The organism is Streptomyces sp. NPDC044064 (assembly GCF_056434245.1).
The window spans coordinates 14896-33003 of sequence record NZ_JBWKFN010000007.1; the positions used below are offsets into that span (position 1 = coordinate 14896).

General features: G+C 73.4%; 15 protein-coding genes. 3 read left to right on the forward strand and 12 right to left on the reverse strand.

The window, feature by feature from the left end:
* Positions 1 to 3: 3 nt before the first annotated feature.
* Positions 4 to 450, reverse strand: a complete 447-nt coding sequence (locus AC07DS_RS13230) for an Lrp/AsnC family transcriptional regulator (RefSeq protein ID WP_145884978.1) — start codon at positions 448 to 450, stop codon at positions 4 to 6.
* A gap of 94 nt (positions 451 to 544) precedes the next feature.
* Here AC07DS_RS13230 and AC07DS_RS13235 point away from each other — a divergent pair, with 94 nt between their 5' ends.
* Together AC07DS_RS13235 and AC07DS_RS13240 are read left to right on the forward strand one after the other, a co-directional pair.
* Complete coding sequence (locus tag AC07DS_RS13235; RefSeq protein ID WP_479144784.1) at positions 545 to 1018, forward strand: rhodanese-like domain-containing protein; 474 nt, start codon at positions 545 to 547, stop codon at positions 1016 to 1018.
* A gap of 23 nt (positions 1019 to 1041) precedes the next feature.
* Positions 1042 to 1557, forward strand: a complete 516-nt coding sequence (locus AC07DS_RS13240) for an immunity 21 family protein (RefSeq protein ID WP_479144786.1) — start codon at positions 1042 to 1044, stop codon at positions 1555 to 1557.
* Positions 1558 to 1575: 18 nt separating this feature from the next.
* On the opposite strand, the gene AC07DS_RS13245 is transcribed toward AC07DS_RS13240, so the two are convergent.
* The 6 genes from AC07DS_RS13245 to AC07DS_RS13270 all read right to left on the reverse strand — a co-directional run bounded on the left by AC07DS_RS13245 (position 1576) and on the right by AC07DS_RS13270 (position 7800).
* Entirely contained in the window at positions 1576 to 2805 is a 1230-nt protein-coding gene (locus AC07DS_RS13245) for a cytochrome P450 (RefSeq protein ID WP_479144788.1), read from the reverse strand.
* A 56-nt stretch (positions 2806 to 2861) separates the two neighbouring features.
* On the reverse strand, positions 2862 to 4250 hold the full coding sequence (locus tag AC07DS_RS13250; RefSeq protein ID WP_479144790.1) for an NAD(P)/FAD-dependent oxidoreductase: 1389 nt from the start codon (positions 4248 to 4250) through the stop codon (positions 2862 to 2864).
* Positions 4240 to 4482, reverse strand: coding sequence for a ferredoxin (locus AC07DS_RS13255; RefSeq protein WP_479144792.1), 243 nt, complete (start codon positions 4480 to 4482; stop codon positions 4240 to 4242). The genes AC07DS_RS13250 and AC07DS_RS13255 overlap by 11 nt, the downstream gene beginning before the upstream one ends.
* A gap of 156 nt (positions 4483 to 4638) precedes the next feature.
* Positions 4639 to 5316: a hypothetical protein gene (locus tag AC07DS_RS13260; RefSeq protein WP_479144794.1), complete on the reverse strand. Its 678-nt coding sequence runs from the start codon at positions 5314 to 5316 to the stop codon at positions 4639 to 4641.
* A 255-nt stretch (positions 5317 to 5571) separates the two neighbouring features.
* Entirely contained in the window at positions 5572 to 7263 is a 1692-nt protein-coding gene (locus tag AC07DS_RS13265; RefSeq protein ID WP_479144796.1) for a DUF885 domain-containing protein, read from the reverse strand.
* Between the two features lie 33 nt (positions 7264 to 7296).
* Positions 7297 to 7800, reverse strand: coding sequence for an Lrp/AsnC family transcriptional regulator (locus tag AC07DS_RS13270; RefSeq protein ID WP_094219622.1), 504 nt, complete (start codon positions 7798 to 7800; stop codon positions 7297 to 7299).
* Positions 7801 to 7860: 60 nt separating this feature from the next.
* Between AC07DS_RS13270 and AC07DS_RS13275 the strand changes: the two genes are divergently transcribed.
* Positions 7861 to 9060 carry a trans-sulfuration enzyme family protein gene (locus tag AC07DS_RS13275; protein WP_479144798.1) on the forward strand — a complete coding sequence of 400 codons (1200 nt, stop codon included), beginning with the start codon at positions 7861 to 7863 and terminating at the stop codon, positions 9058 to 9060.
* A 79-nt stretch (positions 9061 to 9139) separates the two neighbouring features.
* On the opposite strand, the gene AC07DS_RS13280 is transcribed toward AC07DS_RS13275, so the two are convergent.
* From AC07DS_RS13280 to pdxR, 5 genes are all read right to left on the reverse strand, one after another.
* A complete protein-coding gene (locus AC07DS_RS13280; protein ID WP_479144800.1) occupies positions 9140 to 10588 on the reverse strand; it encodes an N-acetyltransferase family protein in 1449 nt (482 codons plus the stop codon).
* Between the two features lie 123 nt (positions 10589 to 10711).
* Entirely contained in the window at positions 10712 to 13384 is a 2673-nt protein-coding gene (locus AC07DS_RS13285; RefSeq protein WP_479144802.1) for a DUF7824 domain-containing protein, read from the reverse strand.
* Positions 13381 to 14787, reverse strand: a complete 1407-nt coding sequence (locus AC07DS_RS13290) for an SWIM zinc finger family protein (RefSeq protein WP_479144804.1) — start codon at positions 14785 to 14787, stop codon at positions 13381 to 13383. The genes AC07DS_RS13285 and AC07DS_RS13290 overlap by 4 nt, the downstream gene beginning before the upstream one ends.
* 189 nt (positions 14788 to 14976) lie before the next feature.
* Entirely contained in the window at positions 14977 to 16563 is a 1587-nt protein-coding gene (locus AC07DS_RS13295; RefSeq protein ID WP_479144806.1) for an alkaline phosphatase D family protein, read from the reverse strand.
* 108 nt (positions 16564 to 16671) lie between these two features.
* Positions 16672 to 18102: a MocR-like pyridoxine biosynthesis transcription factor PdxR gene (gene pdxR / locus AC07DS_RS13300; RefSeq protein WP_479144808.1), complete on the reverse strand. Its 1431-nt coding sequence runs from the start codon at positions 18100 to 18102 to the stop codon at positions 16672 to 16674.
* Between the last annotated feature and the right edge of the window lie 6 nt (positions 18103 to 18108).

Here is an 18108-nt window from a genome sequence, read left to right on the forward strand (position 1 = left end):
CGCTCAGCGGCCGAGCGGACGCCGGGGCAGCGGTGAGGAGTACACGACGCTCGTGGTCACCGAACCCAGCGCGCCGATCCGGCCGGATATCTCCTCCAGATGCGGCATCGACCGCGCGGCGACCTTGATGACGAAGCAGTCGTCACCGGTCACGTGGTGGGCCTCGAGGATCTCGGGCGTCACCGCCACCAGGTCGTGGAAGGGCTTGTAGTTGCCGTTCGGGTAGCGGAGCCGGACGAACGCGAGGATCGGAAGGCCGAGGCGCTCGGGGTCCACGACCGCCGCGTACCCCTGGATGACACCGGCCTCCTCCAGCCGGCGCACCCGTTCGGTGACCGCGCTCGGCGACATGGAGACGGCGCGCGCCAGCTCGGCGTAGCTGGCCCGGCCCTCCCGCTGGAGGACCTCGAGGATGCGCCAGTCGGTGGCGTCCGGGGAATACACGGTCATCCCGGATGGATAGCAGGGAAAACCCCGGCCGATCAAGGGGAGGCCCGGGGATCATCACTTCAGGGACCCGGCCGGGCGCCATAGATTTCTGGCCATGATCACCAACTCCGTGAACCCCGTCCTGCGGGTCGCCCCCGCCGCCCCCGCCGAGGCCGCCGCCCACTTCCGGGCCGCCCTCGCCTTCCACGCCGACGTCTCCGACGTGGCCGCCGCGCTCGCGGCCGACGGCGACCCCGGCTTCGTCGTGATCGACACCCGCTCCACCGAGTCCTGGGACCAGGGGCACATCCCCGGCGCCGTCCACCTGCCCACCGCGCTCATCCCCGAGCAGGCCGAGCAGCTCCTCGACAGGTCCGTGCCCGTGGTGACGTACTGCTGGGGCCCCGGCTGCAACGGCGCCACCCGCGCCGCCCTCGCCCTGGCCGAACTCGGCTACCGGGTCAAGGAGATGCTCGGCGGCTTCGAGTACTGGGCGCGGGAGGGCTTCGCCTACGAGACCTGGCAGGGGCCGGCGCGCCGGGACGCCGACCCGCTGACGGCACCCGTGGACGGCGAGTGCGGCTGCTGACACCCGCCGTGTAGGTTCTGCGCATGGCTCGATACGCGGATCCAGGCGCACTGGAGTGGGTGGAGTCGGGCGGCGGCCCGCTGATAGCCGTACCGGAGACGGTGCTGCCGTTCTGGGCGGGCGCCGACAGCGAGGAGCTCGCCACGGACTACGACCGCGCGTGCGAGGTCGACGGCCGGGTCGGCCTGCTCCCGGTCGGAGACAGCACCGCTCTCGTCTTCGGCGACGAACCCGCCTCCACCTCGTACCTGCCCGACCACGGCACCTTCGTGCGCTGGTCCGCCGCGAACTCCGAGAGCGAGCTGCTGGCCCAGATCCCCGGCGCGCTCGACGCGGCCGTGTGGGAACACGAGGTCCGCTGGAACGTGCCTGGCCCCGTGGTGCTGTTCGACTCGGCATGGCCGGGCGGCGCGGCGCAGGGCGAGGAGCACCTGCGCGTCGCGCTGGAACCGGGCGCGTACGCGGTGCGCGCCGCCTACACCCAGCCCGGCCCCGAGACCTGGGTCGGCCTGGTCCAGCTCAGGCGGCTCGCGGACTGAACCGGGCCGCGCCTGCCGTCACCGCAGGCCGTCGAAAGTGATGTCGAGGTGGCGCGGGCCGCGCAGCACGGCGTTCGGGCGGTAGGGCGGCGGGTCCTCGACCAGTTGGGGATTGTCGAGCCGCCGGGCCAGTTCGGCCAGCGCGATCTGGGCCTCCAGCCGGGCCAGCGGGGCGCCGAAGCAGCTGTGGATGCCGCTGCCGAAGCCGAGGTGCTGAATGTCCTCGCGGTCCGGGTCGAACCGGTCGGGGTCGGGGAAGCGCTCCGGGTCCCGGTTGCCCGCGCCGAGGACCAGCCAGATCCGCGAGCCCTTCGGGATGGTGACGCCGCGCACCTCGATGTCGGTGATGCAGGTGCGCTGCGGCACGAGCTGCACCGGCGGTTCGTAGCGCAGGAGTTCCTCGACGATCTTCACGGACAGGCCCGGGTCGTCACGCAGCCGCTGGAGATACCGCGGGAACCGCAGCAGTGTGAGCATGCCGTTGGTGATCAGGTTGACGGTCGTCTCGTGACCGGCGATGAGCAGCAGCACCGCCGTGCTCAGCACTTCCATCGTGGTCATCGCGCCGTCCGGACCGCGGCTGTTCACCAGGTCGGACAGCATGTCGTCGTGCGGTTCCCTGGCGCGCTTCTCCACCAGCCCGTTCAGGTACATGCCGAGCTGCAGCCGGGCCTCCTGCGCGGTCTTCATGGACTCGGCGCTCGTGCGGGTGTCGGGGTCCAGGCCGGCGACGATCGGGTCCACCCAGGAACGGAAGCGGGGCTCGTCCTCGCGCGGTACGCCCAGCAGCCGGCAGATCACGGTCACCGGGAAGGGGTACGCGAACTGGTCGACCACGTCGATCTGCCGCGCGTCCCCGAACCCGTCGATCAGGTCCGTGACGATCCGGGCGAGTTCGCCGCGCATCGAGTCGACCCGGGTGGGCCGGTGCGGCGGTCCGAAGGAGCTGTTGGCGATCCGGCGCAGCCGGTCGTGCTCCGGCGGGTCGAGCCGGATGAAGCTCGGCGGCAGCCCCGTCGCCTCCGGTCCGGACAGCTCGTCGTCGCCCGGGGCGGTGAGGTTGGCCGCGTCGGAGCTGATCCGCGGGTCGTGGAGCAGGTTCTTGATGTCCCAGTACGAGCTGATGACGTACGGACCGTCCTCCTCCTCGTGCAGCACCGGCGTCTTGCGGAGCTCCTCGTACAGCGGATACGGGTTGGCGCGGTTCGCGAAGTCGGTGATCTGGCGCAGGAGCGGGGCGTGCGTCATGCGGAGTCCTTGGGGCGTGAAGGTCCCGGGAAGGGGAGCGGAGTCCGGGCGCCGGGTCAGTGGGCCGGGGTGAAGACGAGCTGCCGGTCGGTCGGTGAGTAGCCGCTGAGGGTCACGCCCGGGCCGTGGGTCGGCAGCGACGGGTCGGGGAAGTCGGCCGGGACCGGCTGGCGGCCCTCGGGGCGTCGGTCGACCGTCGGGTACTCCACCGGGAACGGCGCTCCTCGCTCGATCTCCCGCTGGTAGAACTCGAGCCACCGGGTGTTGTCGAAGCTCACGGCGGCGATGACGCGGCCCTGGTAGCCGTACACGCCGACGAAACGGCGATCCGCCAGGGAGCCCTGCGTGATCATGATCTGTTCGCCCATGGGCGGGACGCCGACGGACTTGATGTTCACGCCGAACTGCGACGACCAGAACGCGGGCACCCACAGGTGCGGGCGGCGGTCGCTGCTGGGGCTGATCATGTTGTGCGCGGCGATCTCGGCCTGCGCGACGGCGTTGCCCCAGTGTTCCAGGGAGAGGAACTGGTAGCCGAACAGCGCGTGCGGGGACCGGGCCACGTCGCCCGCGACGAAGACGTCGTCGGTGACGATGCCCCGGAAGTCGAAGGCACGGCAGCCCGCGTCACAGGCGATGCCCCGGGGACCCGCGCCGAGCCCCGACCCGGTCAGCCACTCGGTGTTGCGCGTAGAGCCGAGCGAGACGACCACGAGGTCCGTCTCGACGACGGTCTCGTCGGACAGATGGGCGGCCTTCACCCGGCCCACCGAGTCGCCCTCAAGACCGGTGACCATGACACCGGTGCGCAGGTCGACACCGTTCTCGTGGTACAGCTCCGCCGACACCCCGCCGATCACCCCGCCGAGGGCTCCCACCAGGGGCGCGCCCGCGCGCTCCGCCACGGTGACCGCGAGGCCCATCTCCCGGCAGGCCGAGGCGATCTCGGACCCGGAGAACCCGGCGCCGATGATGAGGACGCGGCGCGGACCGGCCTTCAGCCGCCGGTACAGGGCGGCCGCGTCGTTCCGGGTCCGCAGCAGCAGGACGCCGTCCAGCTGCGCCTCCGACTCCTTCGGCCAGGGCCGGGCTCGCACACCGGTCGCGATCAGCAGGCGGTCGTACTCGACCTCGTCGCCGTCGGCCAGCCGCACCCGCTTCACGGTCATGTCGAGACCCGCCGCCGGCACACCGAGGCGCCACTTCGCGTCGATCTCGCGGCGCCGGGGCAGTTCGGTGTGGAGCGGGTCCGCCCTGCCGAGCAGGACGCTCTTGGACAGCGGCGGCCGGTCGTAGGGATCGTACGGCTCGTCACCGATCAGGGTGAGTTCACCGGCGAAGCCCTCGGCGCGCAGCGTCTCGGCGGCCCGCAGGCCGGCCAGCGAGGCGCCCACGATCACGATCCGGCCCTCGCGCCTGAGCCAGTCCACGTAGTCAGTGACCATCGGTCGCCTCCCGGCCGGAGGCGTCGTCCGCACCCGTGCCGTCCAGCCCGTCGGCCGTGATCGCCTGCACCGGGCAGGCGGCGACGGCACGGGCCAGTCGCTCCCGCTGTTCCTCCTGCGCCCGTGGGTTGTAGATCAGCGCCTCCTCGCCGTGCATGGCGAAGACGTCGGGCGCGAGGAACGCGCACTGCGCGTACCCCTGACACTTGTTGAGATCGACGACGAGCCTCATCGACGCTCCGTCCTTCAGGTGGCCAGGTCCGGTGCGCGCCACCACGTTCCGCGCGGACGCCTCCGGACGGCGGTCATGTCCCGCTCGCCAGCATGCGAGCGGCGCGCAGGACCCCGCGCGCTCAGGCACGCCGTTCGAGTGAAGGGCCCCGCGGCGTCACGCGGACGCCGTGCGACGCGACCCGGAGCGACCGCTCGCCACGATGATGTGGACGCTGAGCACCAGCGACCAGGCGGGGAAGACCAGCTCCGCCCAGGGGACGTTCGAGGAGACGAAGAGCAGGATCAGGGCGGTCAGGAAGCCCAGCACCGAGAGCCAGCGCGGGAGCACGCCGAGGCGTTGCCCGATCACCGACATGGAGCACACGAACACGGCCGCCATCCGCATCGCGTACCCCGTGATCAGCAAGTACGCGAGGTGGCGGCCGAAGTCCCAGGTGGGCAGCGCGGGGCCGGCTCCCTCGGAGTGCGCGAGGGCCAGTACGGATCCGGCCGCCGCGGCGGAGGCGAACATCGTGGCGGTGAAGACCAGTCCGCTGCCGAGGAAGACGGTCGCGAGGAACTTGTCCTCGACGGCGCCGACGTGGGCCCGGACGGCGCCGACGAACCACAGGAAGAAGATGCCGGCGAACGGTACGAGCGCGAGGGCGATCCGCACCGCGGTGCGCCGCGCGGAGCCGGTGACCCCCTGGACGTCGGCCGCGTCGGCCCCCTCGGGAATGGCCAGCCGGATCAGCACGATCGCCGCCGCCAGCAGCAGCGCGAACACCACTCCGGCCAGCCCCGCGGCGCGCGGGGTCTCCATCGCCTCCTGCCCCGGCCCCTTTCCCTGCATACCCGGCCCGCCTCCTCCGACTCGCCTCTCGCCACCAGCAAGCCGTCTCACCACCGGGGCCGCCACCGGGGCACGGCCGTACGGCCGAAAGGCCGAACGGGGTGCGGTCCATCGCCCGGGATCCGGTCGCGTACGGCGCGAGCGTTCAGCGGCGTCACCATGTGCCGCACGCCGGGGCGGGCCCGACGAGCCGGGCCGGGCCCCGGCGAGGTGATCAACTCCGAGGGCGGCTGAAGGCGTTGCGACCCGGACGGGTCAGAGCTGGGACAGCTCGTCCAGCAGGTCGTCCAGGCCCAGCGAACCCTGTGACAGGGCCGCCATGTGCCAGGCCTTCAGGTCGAAGGCGTCGCCGTGCCGCTCACGGGCCTTCGCACGGCCCAGCAGCCACGCCCGCTCGCCGAGCTTGTAGCCGATCGCCTGGCCCGGAATCGTCAGGTACCGGGTCAGCTCGCTCTCCACGAAGTCCGCGGGCCGGCTGCTGTGCGCGCCGAAGAACTCCTGGGCCAGCTCCGGCGTCCAGCGCTCACCGGGGTGGAACGGGGAGTCCGCCGGGATCTCAAGCCCCAGGTGCATGCCGATGTCGACGATCACCCGGGCCGCCCGCATCATCTGCGCGTCCAGGTAGCCGAGCCGCTGCTCCGGGTCGGTGAGGTAGCCCAGCTCGTCCATCAGCCGCTCCGCGTACAGCGCCCAGCCCTCCGCGTTGGCGCTGACCCCGCCGACCGTGGCCTGGTAGCGGGAGAGGTCCTCGGCGACGTGCGCCCACTGCGCGAGCTGCAGGTGATGCCCGGGCACGCCCTCGTGGTACCAGGTCGACACCAGGTCGTACACCGGGAACCGGGTCTGCCCCATGGTCGGCAGCCAGGTCCGCCCGGGACGCGAGAAGTCCTCCGTCGGGGGCGTGTAGTACGGGGCCGCGGCACCGCCGGGCGGGGCGATGCACGACTCCACCTTCCGCACCCGTTCGGCGAGGTCGAAGTGGGTGCCGTCCAGATCCTCGATGGCCTTGTCCATCAGGCCCTGCAGCCACTCCCGGACCTCGTCGACACCCTCGATGTGCCGGCCGTGCTCGTCCAGGTGCGCGAGCGCCACCCACGGGGTGTCCGCACCCGGCAGGATCTTCTCCGCCTCCTGGCGCATCTCTCCGAGGATGCGGTGGAACTCCGACCAGCCGTAGGCGTACGCCTCGTCCAGGTCCAGGTCGGTGCCGTTGAAGTAGCGGGACCAGCGCGCGTAGCGCTCGCGGCCCACCGTGTTCGGGGCGCCCTCGACGGCCGGCGCGTACACGTCCCGCATCCAGTCCCGCAGCTCCACCACGGCGGCGCTCGCCGCGCGGGCCGCCTCGTCCAGCTCCGCGCGCAGCGCGTCCGGACCGGCGGAGGCGAAGTCCTCGAACCAGCCCAGGCCCTTGCCGTCGGTGTCCGACCACTCGGTGAGCTGCTCGACGAACGTCGCGGTCGGCCGCGGCGCCGCGTACAGCTTGCGCTCCAGACCGAGCGCCAGGGACTCCTGGTAGCCCGCGAACGCCCCCGGCACGGCACGCAGCCGCTCGGCGATCGCTGCCCAGTCCTCCTCCGTCTGCGTCGGCATCACCGTGAAGACCTCACGCACCGAGTGGCCCGGCGTGCTCAGGTTGCCGACCTCGCGCAGGTGCTCGTCGGCCTCGTGCACGGCCAGGTCGGCGGTCAGCCGCTCCCGCAGGAGCCGCCCGCAGCGACGCTCGACATCACTGTCGGCGCCGGGGCGCCGCTCCGCCTCGTCGAGCCGGGCGAGGGTGGTCCGGGCCAGCTCCGCGAGGGCCTCCCGGCCCCGCGGCGAGTAGTCGGGCAGCCTGCTCGAACTCTCCTTCACACCGAGGTAGGTACCGGTGACCGGGTCGAGGGCGATGAGGTCGTCCACATAGGCGTCGGCGACCTGGCGGGGCAGCGGGCTCTGGATCTCAGACATGCCGCCCATCCTCGTACGGGGACTATGCCTGCGTCACCCAGGTATTCGTGATTCCGCTCTGGGCGTCGCCGGAGGCAGCAGCGGCCCGCAGTCCCACTGCTGGAAGATCAACCGGGTCTCCACCCGGGCCACTTCGCGGTGCGCCGTGAACTCGTCCAGGACCAGCCGCTGCAGATCGGCCATGTCCGCCACGGCCACATGCACCAGATAGTCGTCGGGCCCGGTCAGATGGAACACCGTGCGTGACTCCGGCAGCGCCCGGATCCGCTCCACGAACGGCCCGACCAGCTCCCGCCGGTGCGGCCGGACCTGCACCGACAGCAGGGCCTCCAGACCGCGACCCAGCTTCGCCGGATCGAGCCGCAGCTGGTGGCCGAGGATCACGCCCGCACGGCGCAGCCGGGTCACCCGGTCCAGACAGGTCGACGGCGCCACGCCCACCTGCGCGGCGAGATCGCGGTAGGTGGTCCGGGCGTCGTTCTGCAGCAGTCGCAGCAGGTGAAGATCCACCGGATCCAGTACGACGGATTCAGCCATTGGCCGAACGTAGCACGGTGTTCGATTCCTGTGGCCCGTCCTGTGTTCAACCTTCCGCCCATGGACACAGCGAGCACGGGTGCCTACGACGCCGTACGCACCGCATCGAGAGCACTGGCCACCGAGGCCGTGCACGCCGGCCGCGACGACCTCGCCCGGCAGGGCCTGCACGCCCCGCCCATCGACCTGTCCACCACCTACCCCTCGTACGACAGCCGGGGCGAGGCGGCTCGCATCGACGCCTTCGCCACCGACGGCGCCGACCCGGTCGGCCCGCCGATCTACGGCCGCCTCGGCAATCCGACCGTCGCCCGTTTCGAGACAGCCCTGGCCAGGCTGGAGGGCACCGAGTCCGCCGTCGCCTTCGCCAGCGGCATGGCGGCGCTCAGCGCGGTCCTGCTCGCCCGCTCCGCCATGGGCCTGCGCCATGTGGTCGCGGTACGACCCCTGTACGGCTGCAGCGACCATCTGCTGACCGCCGGCCTCCTCGGCACGGAGGTGACGTGGACCGACCCGGCCGGCATCACCGACGCGCTGCGTGCCGACACCGGTCTCGTGATGGTCGAGTCCCCGGCCAACCCCACGCTCACCGAACTCGACGTGCGGGCGATCGCCCATGCCTGCGGCTCGGTCCCGCTGCTCGCCGACAACACCTTCGCCACACCCGTCCTGCAGCGCCCCGTCGAACAGGGCGCGCGACTGGTGCTGCACAGCGCCACCAAGTACCTCGGCGGCCACGGCGACGTGCTGGCCGGTGTGGTGGCCTGTGACGAGGAGTTCGCCGGACAGCTTCGGCAGATACGTTTCGCCACGGGCGGGGTCCTGCATCCGCTGGCCGGCTATCTGCTGCTCAGGGGCCTGTCCACACTGCCGGTGCGGGTCCGGGCCGCCTCCGCGACCGCCGCCGAGCTGGCCGCCCGGCTCGCCGCCGACCCGCGGGTGTCCCGCGTCCGCTACCCGCGCCTGGGCGGCGCGATGGTCGCCTTCGAGGTCCACGGCGACCCGCACGAGGTGATCTCCCGGGTTCGGCTCGTCACCCCGGCGGTCAGCCTGGGCAGCGTGGACACCCTCATCCAGCACCCCGCCTCCATCAGCCACCGCATCGTCGACGCCGACGACCGGCGCGGCGCCGGGGTGAGCGACCGGCTGCTGCGGATGTCGGTGGGCCTGGAGGACGTCGACGACCTGTGGGCCGACCTGGACCAGGCCCTGGGGGAGCGGACCGCCACGCCGGTGCCGCTCCAGGAAGCCGTGCGCTGACGGGGGTGCGCACGACCACGGCCCGGCGGGAGACCGCCGGGCCGTGGTTCCGTCGGGCCGTTCGTCCGTCGGGCCGGGCTCAGTCGCGCCGGCTCGCCCCGCCGAGCCGCTCCTCACCGCCGCCGTACGGCGTACGCGCGGCGACCGGCGTGGCGTCCAGGCGGGCCGTGATGACCAGGGTGCCCTCCTCGATCTGGTAGTCCAGGGGCAGCCCGAGACCGCGCATCGCGGCGACCATCCCCGTGTTGGAGGCCTGCGTCACCGCGTAGACGCTCTCGCAGCCCGCCTCCACCGCCATCGCCACCAGGCGGCCGAGCAGTTCGGCGCCGACGCCGCGCCGCTGCCAGGCGTCCTCGATCAGCAGCGCGACCTCGGTCTCGTCCCCGTCCCACAGCAGATGCCCGAGGCCGACGATCCGGCCCGCGGGGGTCTGCGCGGCCAGCGTCCGGCCGAACCGGGGGCTGAGCAGGTGGTTCAGATAACGTTCGGTGTCCCCGACGGGCCCGTGGTACCGCATGCCGAGGGTGCGCTTGGAGCACCGCTCGTGCATCGCCCGGGCCGCCGCCAGGTCGCCCGTGTCCGCCCGGCGCACGGCGATGTCGTTGCCCTCGGGCAGCGTCAGCACGTCCTGGCCGCGCGGGATCCGCGGACCGAGCCGGCTGTCCAGCTCCACCAGAGCCCTGGCCCGCGCGAACTCGGTCGGTGTGAACGGCAGATACGGCCGCTCCACGGTGAGCACACCACCCTCCGGCGCCGGCAGCCGCATCACGGTGTCCTCGAGGACTCCCTCGACCGGTACCGGCTCCGGGCCGCGCCCCCCGCCGACCGGCCGGGCGGGCAGCGAGCGGATCGTGCACCGGCCCAGCAACTGCCTCAGTGCCAGCGGCAGTTCGGCCGCGTCCAGCGCGGTGCGTGCCGCGAGGCCGAGCACCCGGGTGGGGGCGTCCACCAGGTCGTGGGCGTCGGCCCGCTCGATCCAGGTGTACGTACCACCGGCCAGCGAGACCGCCCGGGTGATCTCGGCCCCGGTCAGCGCCTCGGGCGACCGCAGCAGGAACTCGTCGACCGTGCCGTCGGCCAGCGGATGCGTCTGCAGGCTCAGGATGTCGACGCGCCGCCCGGCCAGCGCCGTGCACAGCGCGGCCAGCGAACCGGGCTCGTCCTTCACCGTCGTCCGCATCCGCCACAACGCGCCGGTCCCGGCCACGTCCTGCGTCTCCGCTTCCTGTACGGGCCCGGCCGAACGCGCAGCTGCGGCCGACCGGGCACCGGTATCCTCGGCCGGCGGCGGCGGTGCGTGACCGTGGCGCCGAGCCCACCATGTGTGGAAGCCCGCCGTCGCGGCCAGCGCGATCGCCGAGATGACCAGCAGCGCCGGACCGTCGGGCCCGTGCCCGATCAGGTTCGCCACCCCGTCGGCCACGGCAACGGCCGTGAACACGGCGGCGAGCTCGACGAGGTCCCGCCGCCAGTGGTGCACGGGCCGTCCGTGCTTCGTCCGGGTCACTTGAGACATGTCTGGAGTCATGCACTCACTGTGAAGGAACGGTGTTGCGTGATCACGAACGGTTTGTGACCGATGGGTAAAGCATGCTTCCGCCCTTTTTGTTGCGCCTTCTACTGTTCTGGTGAGTGGACATACCGGCCCGGCTCAGGCGGCCACCTCCTCGGCCAGTGCGTCCCGCAGCCGCCGCGCCTGGACGACCAGGCGGGAGGAGCCGCCACGCGCGGCGGCCTCCGCCAGATGCGGCACCTCTCCGCGTGCCCCGGACCGCTCGGCGCACTCCGCCGCCACGGCCATCAGGTCCCCGAGACCCCGGGCCGCCACGGCCGCCGCCTCCGGGCGGGCGGTCGCCAGACCGGCCAGCGGAACGGGCAGGGCGTGCCGGAGCAGCTCCCATATCGTCGCATTGGCTCCCGTGGCCGCCGCCGTCCGCACCGACTCGGCCAGCCGCTGCGGCTTCACCGCGCCGCGCCCCACCAGCGCGCCCAGATCCGCGCCCAGCCGCGCCGCGTCGAGCTGCCCCCGCGCGGCCAGCACCAGCAGGGCGTCCACCGCCGCGAGCCGGTCCTCCTGGTGCCGCGCACCGAGCCCGTACGCCACGCACAGGTGCACGGCCTCGCCCGCCGCGCCGCCGGATTCGGCGAGCAGCGGAAGGACGCCGGTACCGCGCTCGTCGTCCACCGCCGTGTCGGCCAGATCGTGCAGCATCCGGGCCGCGACCAGCTCCCGCCGCTCCGGGAGCGCGGCGAGCCAGTGCCGGCGGGTGGCGTGGTTCCAGTGGCTGCAGTGCCAGCGGCCGGAGAAGACGGACAGCGGCCGGCCGAGCCGGTGGAACTCCTGCGGGAAACCGTCCTGCAGCTCGGGGAGTTCGGCCAGCTCCAGCAGGATCCGCTCGCCCCTGGTGTGCCGTCTGGTCTCGGGGAGGGCAGCGTTGGTGCCGCGCAGCCAGCGGGCCAGCCGCACCCCCTCCGGAGTGCCGAGCGCCCTGGCCCGCCCCGCCGCCTCCTCGGCCGCTGCACGGTCGTCCCTGCGCACCCGCAGCAGTGCCTGGGCGAAGTCGGTCGCGCACACCCGGGCGTCCAGGCGCCGGTACTCCGCCAGGCGGGCCACCAGCTCCGCCGGCTCCAGCAGGCCCGTGCTCCAGGTGGGCGTGGCGAGCAGCAGCGGCATCGGTTCCGTGCGCAGGCGGTACGCCACCTCGCGCAGCCGCGCGTCGAAGACCCGGGCGAGGCCGCTGTGCGGGCATTCGTGTTCCGACGGCCCCTTACGCACCGCGGCGTGGAGCGTCGCCGTGCTCACCTTGCCGTGCAGGGTCGCGAGGAGCAGTTCGAGGCCTTGCTGGGCGCTGAAGAGGCCGTAGCGGGAGTTGCTGAACATGTCGTCCGTACGCGGCCACTGCCGGTCCTCGTCCGTGGCCCACCAGCGGTTCGCGACCACCGGCACGAGCGCCCGGCGCAGTGCCTCCGGATCCTGGTACGCGTGCCGCACCAGACCGTCCAGCGCCCGCTCGAACGCGGCCACGTCTCCCTCGGAGGCCAGCAGCGCCCCCATCTCCTCGGCCACCTCCTCGGCCGTCAGCGGCGCGGGCTCCAGCCGGAACGGCTCCGGGGCGGGCGGCAGCACCTCCTCGTACACCTCCTCGGACCCGCTCGCCACGACGCCCAGTGCCGCGGCCGCCCGGGCGCGCAGCGCCGGGGACAACTGCTGTGCGGCTCGGGCGAGTTCCTCGCGGACCTCGTCGGCGTCGAGCACCTTCAGGTGCCGCTCGACGAGCTTGAGCGCCCGCTCCTGCACCTGGGTGTCCTCGTGCCCGAACGCCTGGGCCACGACCGGAAGCAGCTCCGCCGCCGTGCCGGGGTCGCGGGCGAGCACCTTGCCGAGCAGGACGAGCTGGGCCCGCACGAGCTTCTTCTCGCTGCGGAACAGCAGCCCTTCCGAGGCCTCGGCCAGCTGCCGGGCGGTCAGATCGCCCTCCAGCGCCAGGCCGGTGAGCACCGCCTGTGCGTGTGCGGCGACGGGGGAGACCGCGTCGCGGGACAGCGCCGTCCAGTCCGGGATCCGCGCCCGCTCCTCCTCCCGGGTGAGTGCGAGCCCCGTCAGCACCGGCAGGAAGATCCGGTGGTCGGTGGGCCCGCCGCCGCGCACCAGCCGGGCGACACAGGCATCGACCAGGAACTCATGGTCCAGGGAGCCCTCCTGAGCGAGTGCCGCGAGGGCGCTCTGCCAGGATCCCGGCCCCTCACCGAGCAGCCAGCGGACCTCGGAGAGATCCGAGAGCGTGAACAGCCCGCCGACCAGCGTGACCAGGTTCGGCTCGCGGCGCAGCACGTCGGCGACGCCCTCCCGGCGCCGGCCGCGGTCGCCGACGCTGACGTGCCGGATCCAGCCGGCCACATAGGCGTCCGTCACCGGGACCTCGCAGCCCGACCGGCTCACCAGCCCCGCCATCAGGGGGTACGACACCTGCGCGGACACCGGCCGCTGGGCCAGCCGGTGCGCCACGTCGGCCAGCCAGCCCGTGTCCCGGTCCTCCAGCACCCGCAGGAGCGACTCCGCGGACGCCTGCCGCCACCGCAGGTCGCTCGCGGCGAGCCAGGCCGCGGCCGCCGCGGCTCCCGTGTGACAGGCGGCACCGGCCAGGTGCAGCGCCGGTCGGATCTTCTCGAACCGGCCCTCCCACGGCGGCACGGCCCGCAACTCCTTGCGCAACTCCTTCAGATCCGGCAGTGACGCGCGCCGTTCGGCCGCCGTCATGCCCTTCACCAGCCGCAGCGTCTCCGCCGTGCGCCCGGCCCGCACCGCCTCCATCAGCTCACTCATCGCACGCCCCCGTCGATCGCCGCCATGTCCTGTCCCACCTCGGCGCCCCGCCGCACCATCCGCACCGCCAGCGCGTGCTTGCACGGACCGCGTCCGCCCCGGTACTTCGCCCACCACAGACAGCTGCAGGTGAGCACCCCCGCGGCGTCCCGCACCCGGTGCACATGTCCGTCCTCGGCGGTCACCGTGGCCAGGGCGCCGTCCAGGGCCACCGCGCCCGCCGCCACCAGGGCTCCGGCCGAGCGCAGCCGCGGATTGTGCTTCTCGACGCGCTCTGCGTCGTAGGGCAGTTCCCGGTGGAAGTAGGCCGCCTCCGCCGTGTCGTATCCGACACGCCCCGAGGTGCCGAGGCGGACCAGGGCGGCGCGCACCCGCTCGGGCGTGAGTCCCGAGGCAGCCGCGAGGTCGGCCACGTCGATGCGGGGCTCCCACGCCAGCAGCACGGCTATGAGCTCGGCGTCCCCGGCGGCCTCGTCGGTGGCGAGCGCGTCCAGGACGCCGCCCTCGCCGGAGAAGCCGCGCGAGGCGTCCGGCGACAGCGTGAGCGTGAGACGCATGCCGGGCAGGACGGCCTCCCAGGCTGCGGCCGTACTCGCCGCACCACCGACCGCGGGGCCGTACACCCGAAGGGCCGTCGCATGCCGCAGCACCCGCTGCAGCGCGGCCAGCCGCTCCGGACCCGGCAGGCACACCGCGCCCGGCACCGGCCGTGTCGTGGGCCGCAGTCCGCGGCCCACCGGGACCACCCAGCGCGGTCCGCCCGAGGCCCGCCGGGCCCCGCCCGCCTTCGGCAGCCCGCGCAGGAACCGCACCGCCTCGTCCGCCGGCAGCTCGGCCCGCAGGTCGAACGCGGCCGCGATCACCTGGGCCTCGGCGAAGCCGCGCAGCCACCGGTCGGGCAGCGGGACCTTCTTCTCCACCAGCGGGCCGTCCAGCGTGGTGACCGCCAGCTCGTCCGGGCCGACGCGCAGATGGAGCGGATCGGCGGTGCCGATCCGGGACAGGGCCTCGCGCAGCGGATTGTTGACGTCGACGTTCGTCGTGCCGTGCCCCACCTCGCCGCCGTCGAGGCCGGGGGTGAGGACGTCCAGCCGTGCGTACACCCCGCCGCAGCCGGAGAAGGACTCGAAGCGCAGCCGGTCGCCGTTGCCGGTCACCACCGGGTCGAGCGAGGCGCGCAGCTGCGGCTGGTAATAGCGCGCGGCCGCCACGTCGGCCACCGCGAGCAGCGCCGCGGCGGCGACCTGAGGCGAGGTCAGAAAGCCCGCGAAGAAACGCGGATGGTCCTGCACGCCCGTGGGCGTCGCACCCCGGGACGTTTCCAGCCCGAGGCGGCGCCCGTCCGCCGCGGACTCGAGCGCGGAGGGTCGTCGATAGGCCACGGCCTGCAGTGATCGCGTCATGGGAAAAACCGTAGAGGCGACCACTGACAATCGGTCTGACCTGCGAAAACACAGTCCCGGCGCAGGAGTTGACGGGCGGCTGACCGTGCCGCGCTCCGGGGGATGACGCCGGTGCGCGGCACGGCTTCGAGCGTACGGGACCAGGCGGCCCCACGATGTCCTGACGGGACCAGGCGGCCGCGCGGTGCCCTACTGGCCGACCCGGCCCGGCTGCAGCGTCTGCGTGAACAGCACCGTGCCGTCCTGCTCGCGCAGCCGTACCGTCAGTTCTCCGTTCCCGCCGTCGATGTCGACCTCGCCGAAGAACTGGTAGCCGCCGGCGGGCGAGACGTTCGACGCGGTCGGCGCCTTCACGAACACCCGCTCGGGACCGAACGTGTTGTCCAGCGCGCTGGCCGGGAACGCGCCGGCGTTCAGCGGCCCGGAGACGAACTCCCAGAACGGCTCGAAGTCCGTGAACGCGGCCCGCGCCGGCTGGTAGTGCTGGGCCGAGGTGTGGTGCACGTCCGCCGTCAGCCACAGCGTGCCGGTGATCCGCCGGTGCTTGATGAAGCGCAGCAGCTCTGCGATCTGCAGCTCACGGCCGAGCGGCGCGCCCGGGTCGCCCTGCGCCACCGCCTCGAAGTTCGGCAGGCCCTCCATCGGGTCGGGCACGACGAGGCCGAGCGGCATGTCGGCGGCGATCACCTTCCACACCGCACGCGAGCGGGACAGCTCCCGCTTGAGCCACTCCAGCTGCTCCCGGCCGAGGATGCCCTGCGGGTCCACGGTCTGGTTGTCGGGCGAGTTGGCGTTGCGGTAGGTGCGCATGTCCAGCACGAACACGTCCAGCAGCGGCCCCTGGCGGAGCACGCGGTGGACGCGGCCCTCCTGCGCGCCGGGCCGCAGAGTGGAGACCGGGAAGTACTCGCTGAACGCCCGCCGGGCGCGCGCCGCCAGCACGTCGATGCTCTTCTCGGTGTACCGGGTGTCGGCGGAGGTGATCACCTCGCCCGGGTACCAGTTGTTGCGCACCTCGTGGTCGTCCCACTGGATGACGGAGGGCACCTGGGCGTTGAACCGCTTCAGGTTCTCGTCGAGCAGGTTGTAGCGGAAGTTGCCCCGGTACTCGGCGAGGGTCTCGGCGACCTTCGCCTTCTCCTCGGTGGTGATGTTCCGCCAGGTGGAGCCGTCCGGCAGGGCCTGGGTGGCGCTGATCGGGCCGTCGGCGTAGATGTTGTCGCCGCTGCACAGGAAGAAGTCCGGGTCCAGCTTGCCCATCGCGTCGTAGATCCGGTAGCCGCCGAGGCCGGGGTTGATGCCCCAGCCCTGCCCGGCCAGGTCGCCCGACCACAGGAAGCGCACGCCGTCGCGGCGGTGCCGGGACGCGGTGCGGAAGGTGCCGGGCACGGGCTCGCCGGTGCGGCGCGGGTCGTCCGGGTCGGCGAGCAGCACGCGGTAGTGGATCTGCTCGCCGGAGGGCAGGCCGTACAGCCGGGTGGTGCCGGTGAAGTCCGTGTCTGCGCCCAGCAGCGGGCCGTGCCATCTGCGCGGGTTGCGGAACGACTCGGTGGCCGAGGTCTCCACGATCATCCGGGCCGGCCGGTCCGAACGCACCCACACCAGGCCCGAGTCGGCGGTCACGTCACCCGTCTGAACGCCCCAGCCCGCCCGGGGGCGGCCGGAGAGGGCGAACGCCGGTGCCGCGCCGAGGCCCGCGGGCAGGGCCAGGGCCGCCGACGCGGCGAGGGAGCCGCGCAGAACGCTGCGGCGGCCGGGGAAGGGACTGTGGGACATGGCTGTGCCTCCAGGAGCGGGATCCGGCCAGTGTGCAGAGCCACACCTACTGGGGCGCTGCGGCGCGCGCGCGAACCGCAGGTGAACAACCGGACACCCGGCCGGAGATCACCCGCCCAGGGCCGCCGCCATCAGGCGTACGCCGGCCCGGATCCGGGCCGGCGGCAGATGCGCGTACCCGAGCACCAGGCGCACACCGCGGTCACCGGTACGCGCGTGCGTGCAGGCGCTGAGCGGCCGTACGGCGACGCCGGCGGCGGCGACCCGCTTCATGAAGTCCTCCTCCGGGCCGTACCGCTCTGGGAGTTCGGCGATGGCGTGCAGGCCCGCGGCGATCCCGGACACGCGCGCCTCGGGGAAGTGCCCGGCCAGGGCGGCGACCAGGGCGTCGCGCCGCTCCCGGTAGGCGCGCTGGCAGCGGCGCAGCTGCCGGTCGTAGTCGCCGCGCTCCAGGAAGTGCGCGAACAGCGCCTGGTCGAGCGAGGGATGACCGAGGTCCATGGTCCGTTTGCGCTCGACGATCTCCTCCGTCAGGGCCGCGGGTACCAGCAGCCAGCCCAGCCGCAGCCCGGGGGCGAGGGACTTGCTGACCGAGCCCATGTAGGCGACGCGTTCCGGATCGAGGCCCTGGAGGGCGCCCACGGGTGCGCGGTCGTAGCGGAAGTCCCCGTCGTAGTCGTCCTCCAGCACCAGACCGTCCACCGACCGTGCCCAGCCGAGCAGTTCGGCACGCCGCCGCGCCGAGTACGCGATCCCGGTGGGGTACTGGTGGGCGGGCGTGGTCACCACGGCCCGTACACCCGACGCGCGCAGCGGGCCGAGGGCCAGGCCGTCCTCGTCCAGCGGCAGCGGAACGGTGCCCAGGCCGGCCGCCGCGTACAGGCCGTCGTGCTGCGGGCTCCCCGGGTCCTCGACCCCGATCGAGCGCAGACCGCGTGCGTGGAGCACCGATCCGGCCAGGGCACTCGCCTGGGCCACCCCGGAGACCACCACGATCCGTTCCGGGTCCGCCACCACGCCCCGGCGGCGGGCCAGAAGTCCGGCGAGCGCGGTGCGCAGCCGGGGCAGCCCGCGCGGGTCCGGATAGCCGAGGTCGTGGTGCGCCAGTTCGGCCAGCACGGCACGCTGTGCGGTGGCCCAGGCGGCCCGCGGGAACAGCGACAGGTCCGGCGTGCCCGGCACGAAGTCGGCCCGGGGGCCGGGTGGGCGGTGCGTGAGGTCCCGCGCGCCGGGCCGGGCCGCGCGTACCGCGTCGCCCACCCACGTTCCCGCGCCCCGGCCGCTGCGCAGATACCCCTCGGCCGTCAGCTGCTCGTACGCCTCCGTGACCAACCCCCGTGACACGCCGAGGTCGGCGGCGAGGTCCCGGCTGGACGGCAGCCGGGTGCCGGGTGTGAGCCGGCCCGAGCGGATGGCCTCGCGCAGCGCCGCCTGGAGGGCACGGCCACGCGCGCGTGCCGGTGCCGAGGCCGCGGGCAGCAGCAGCTCCCACGCGGCGGAGCCCGTGAGACCGGCCGCATTGGTCCCCGATGACGTCATGGAAGT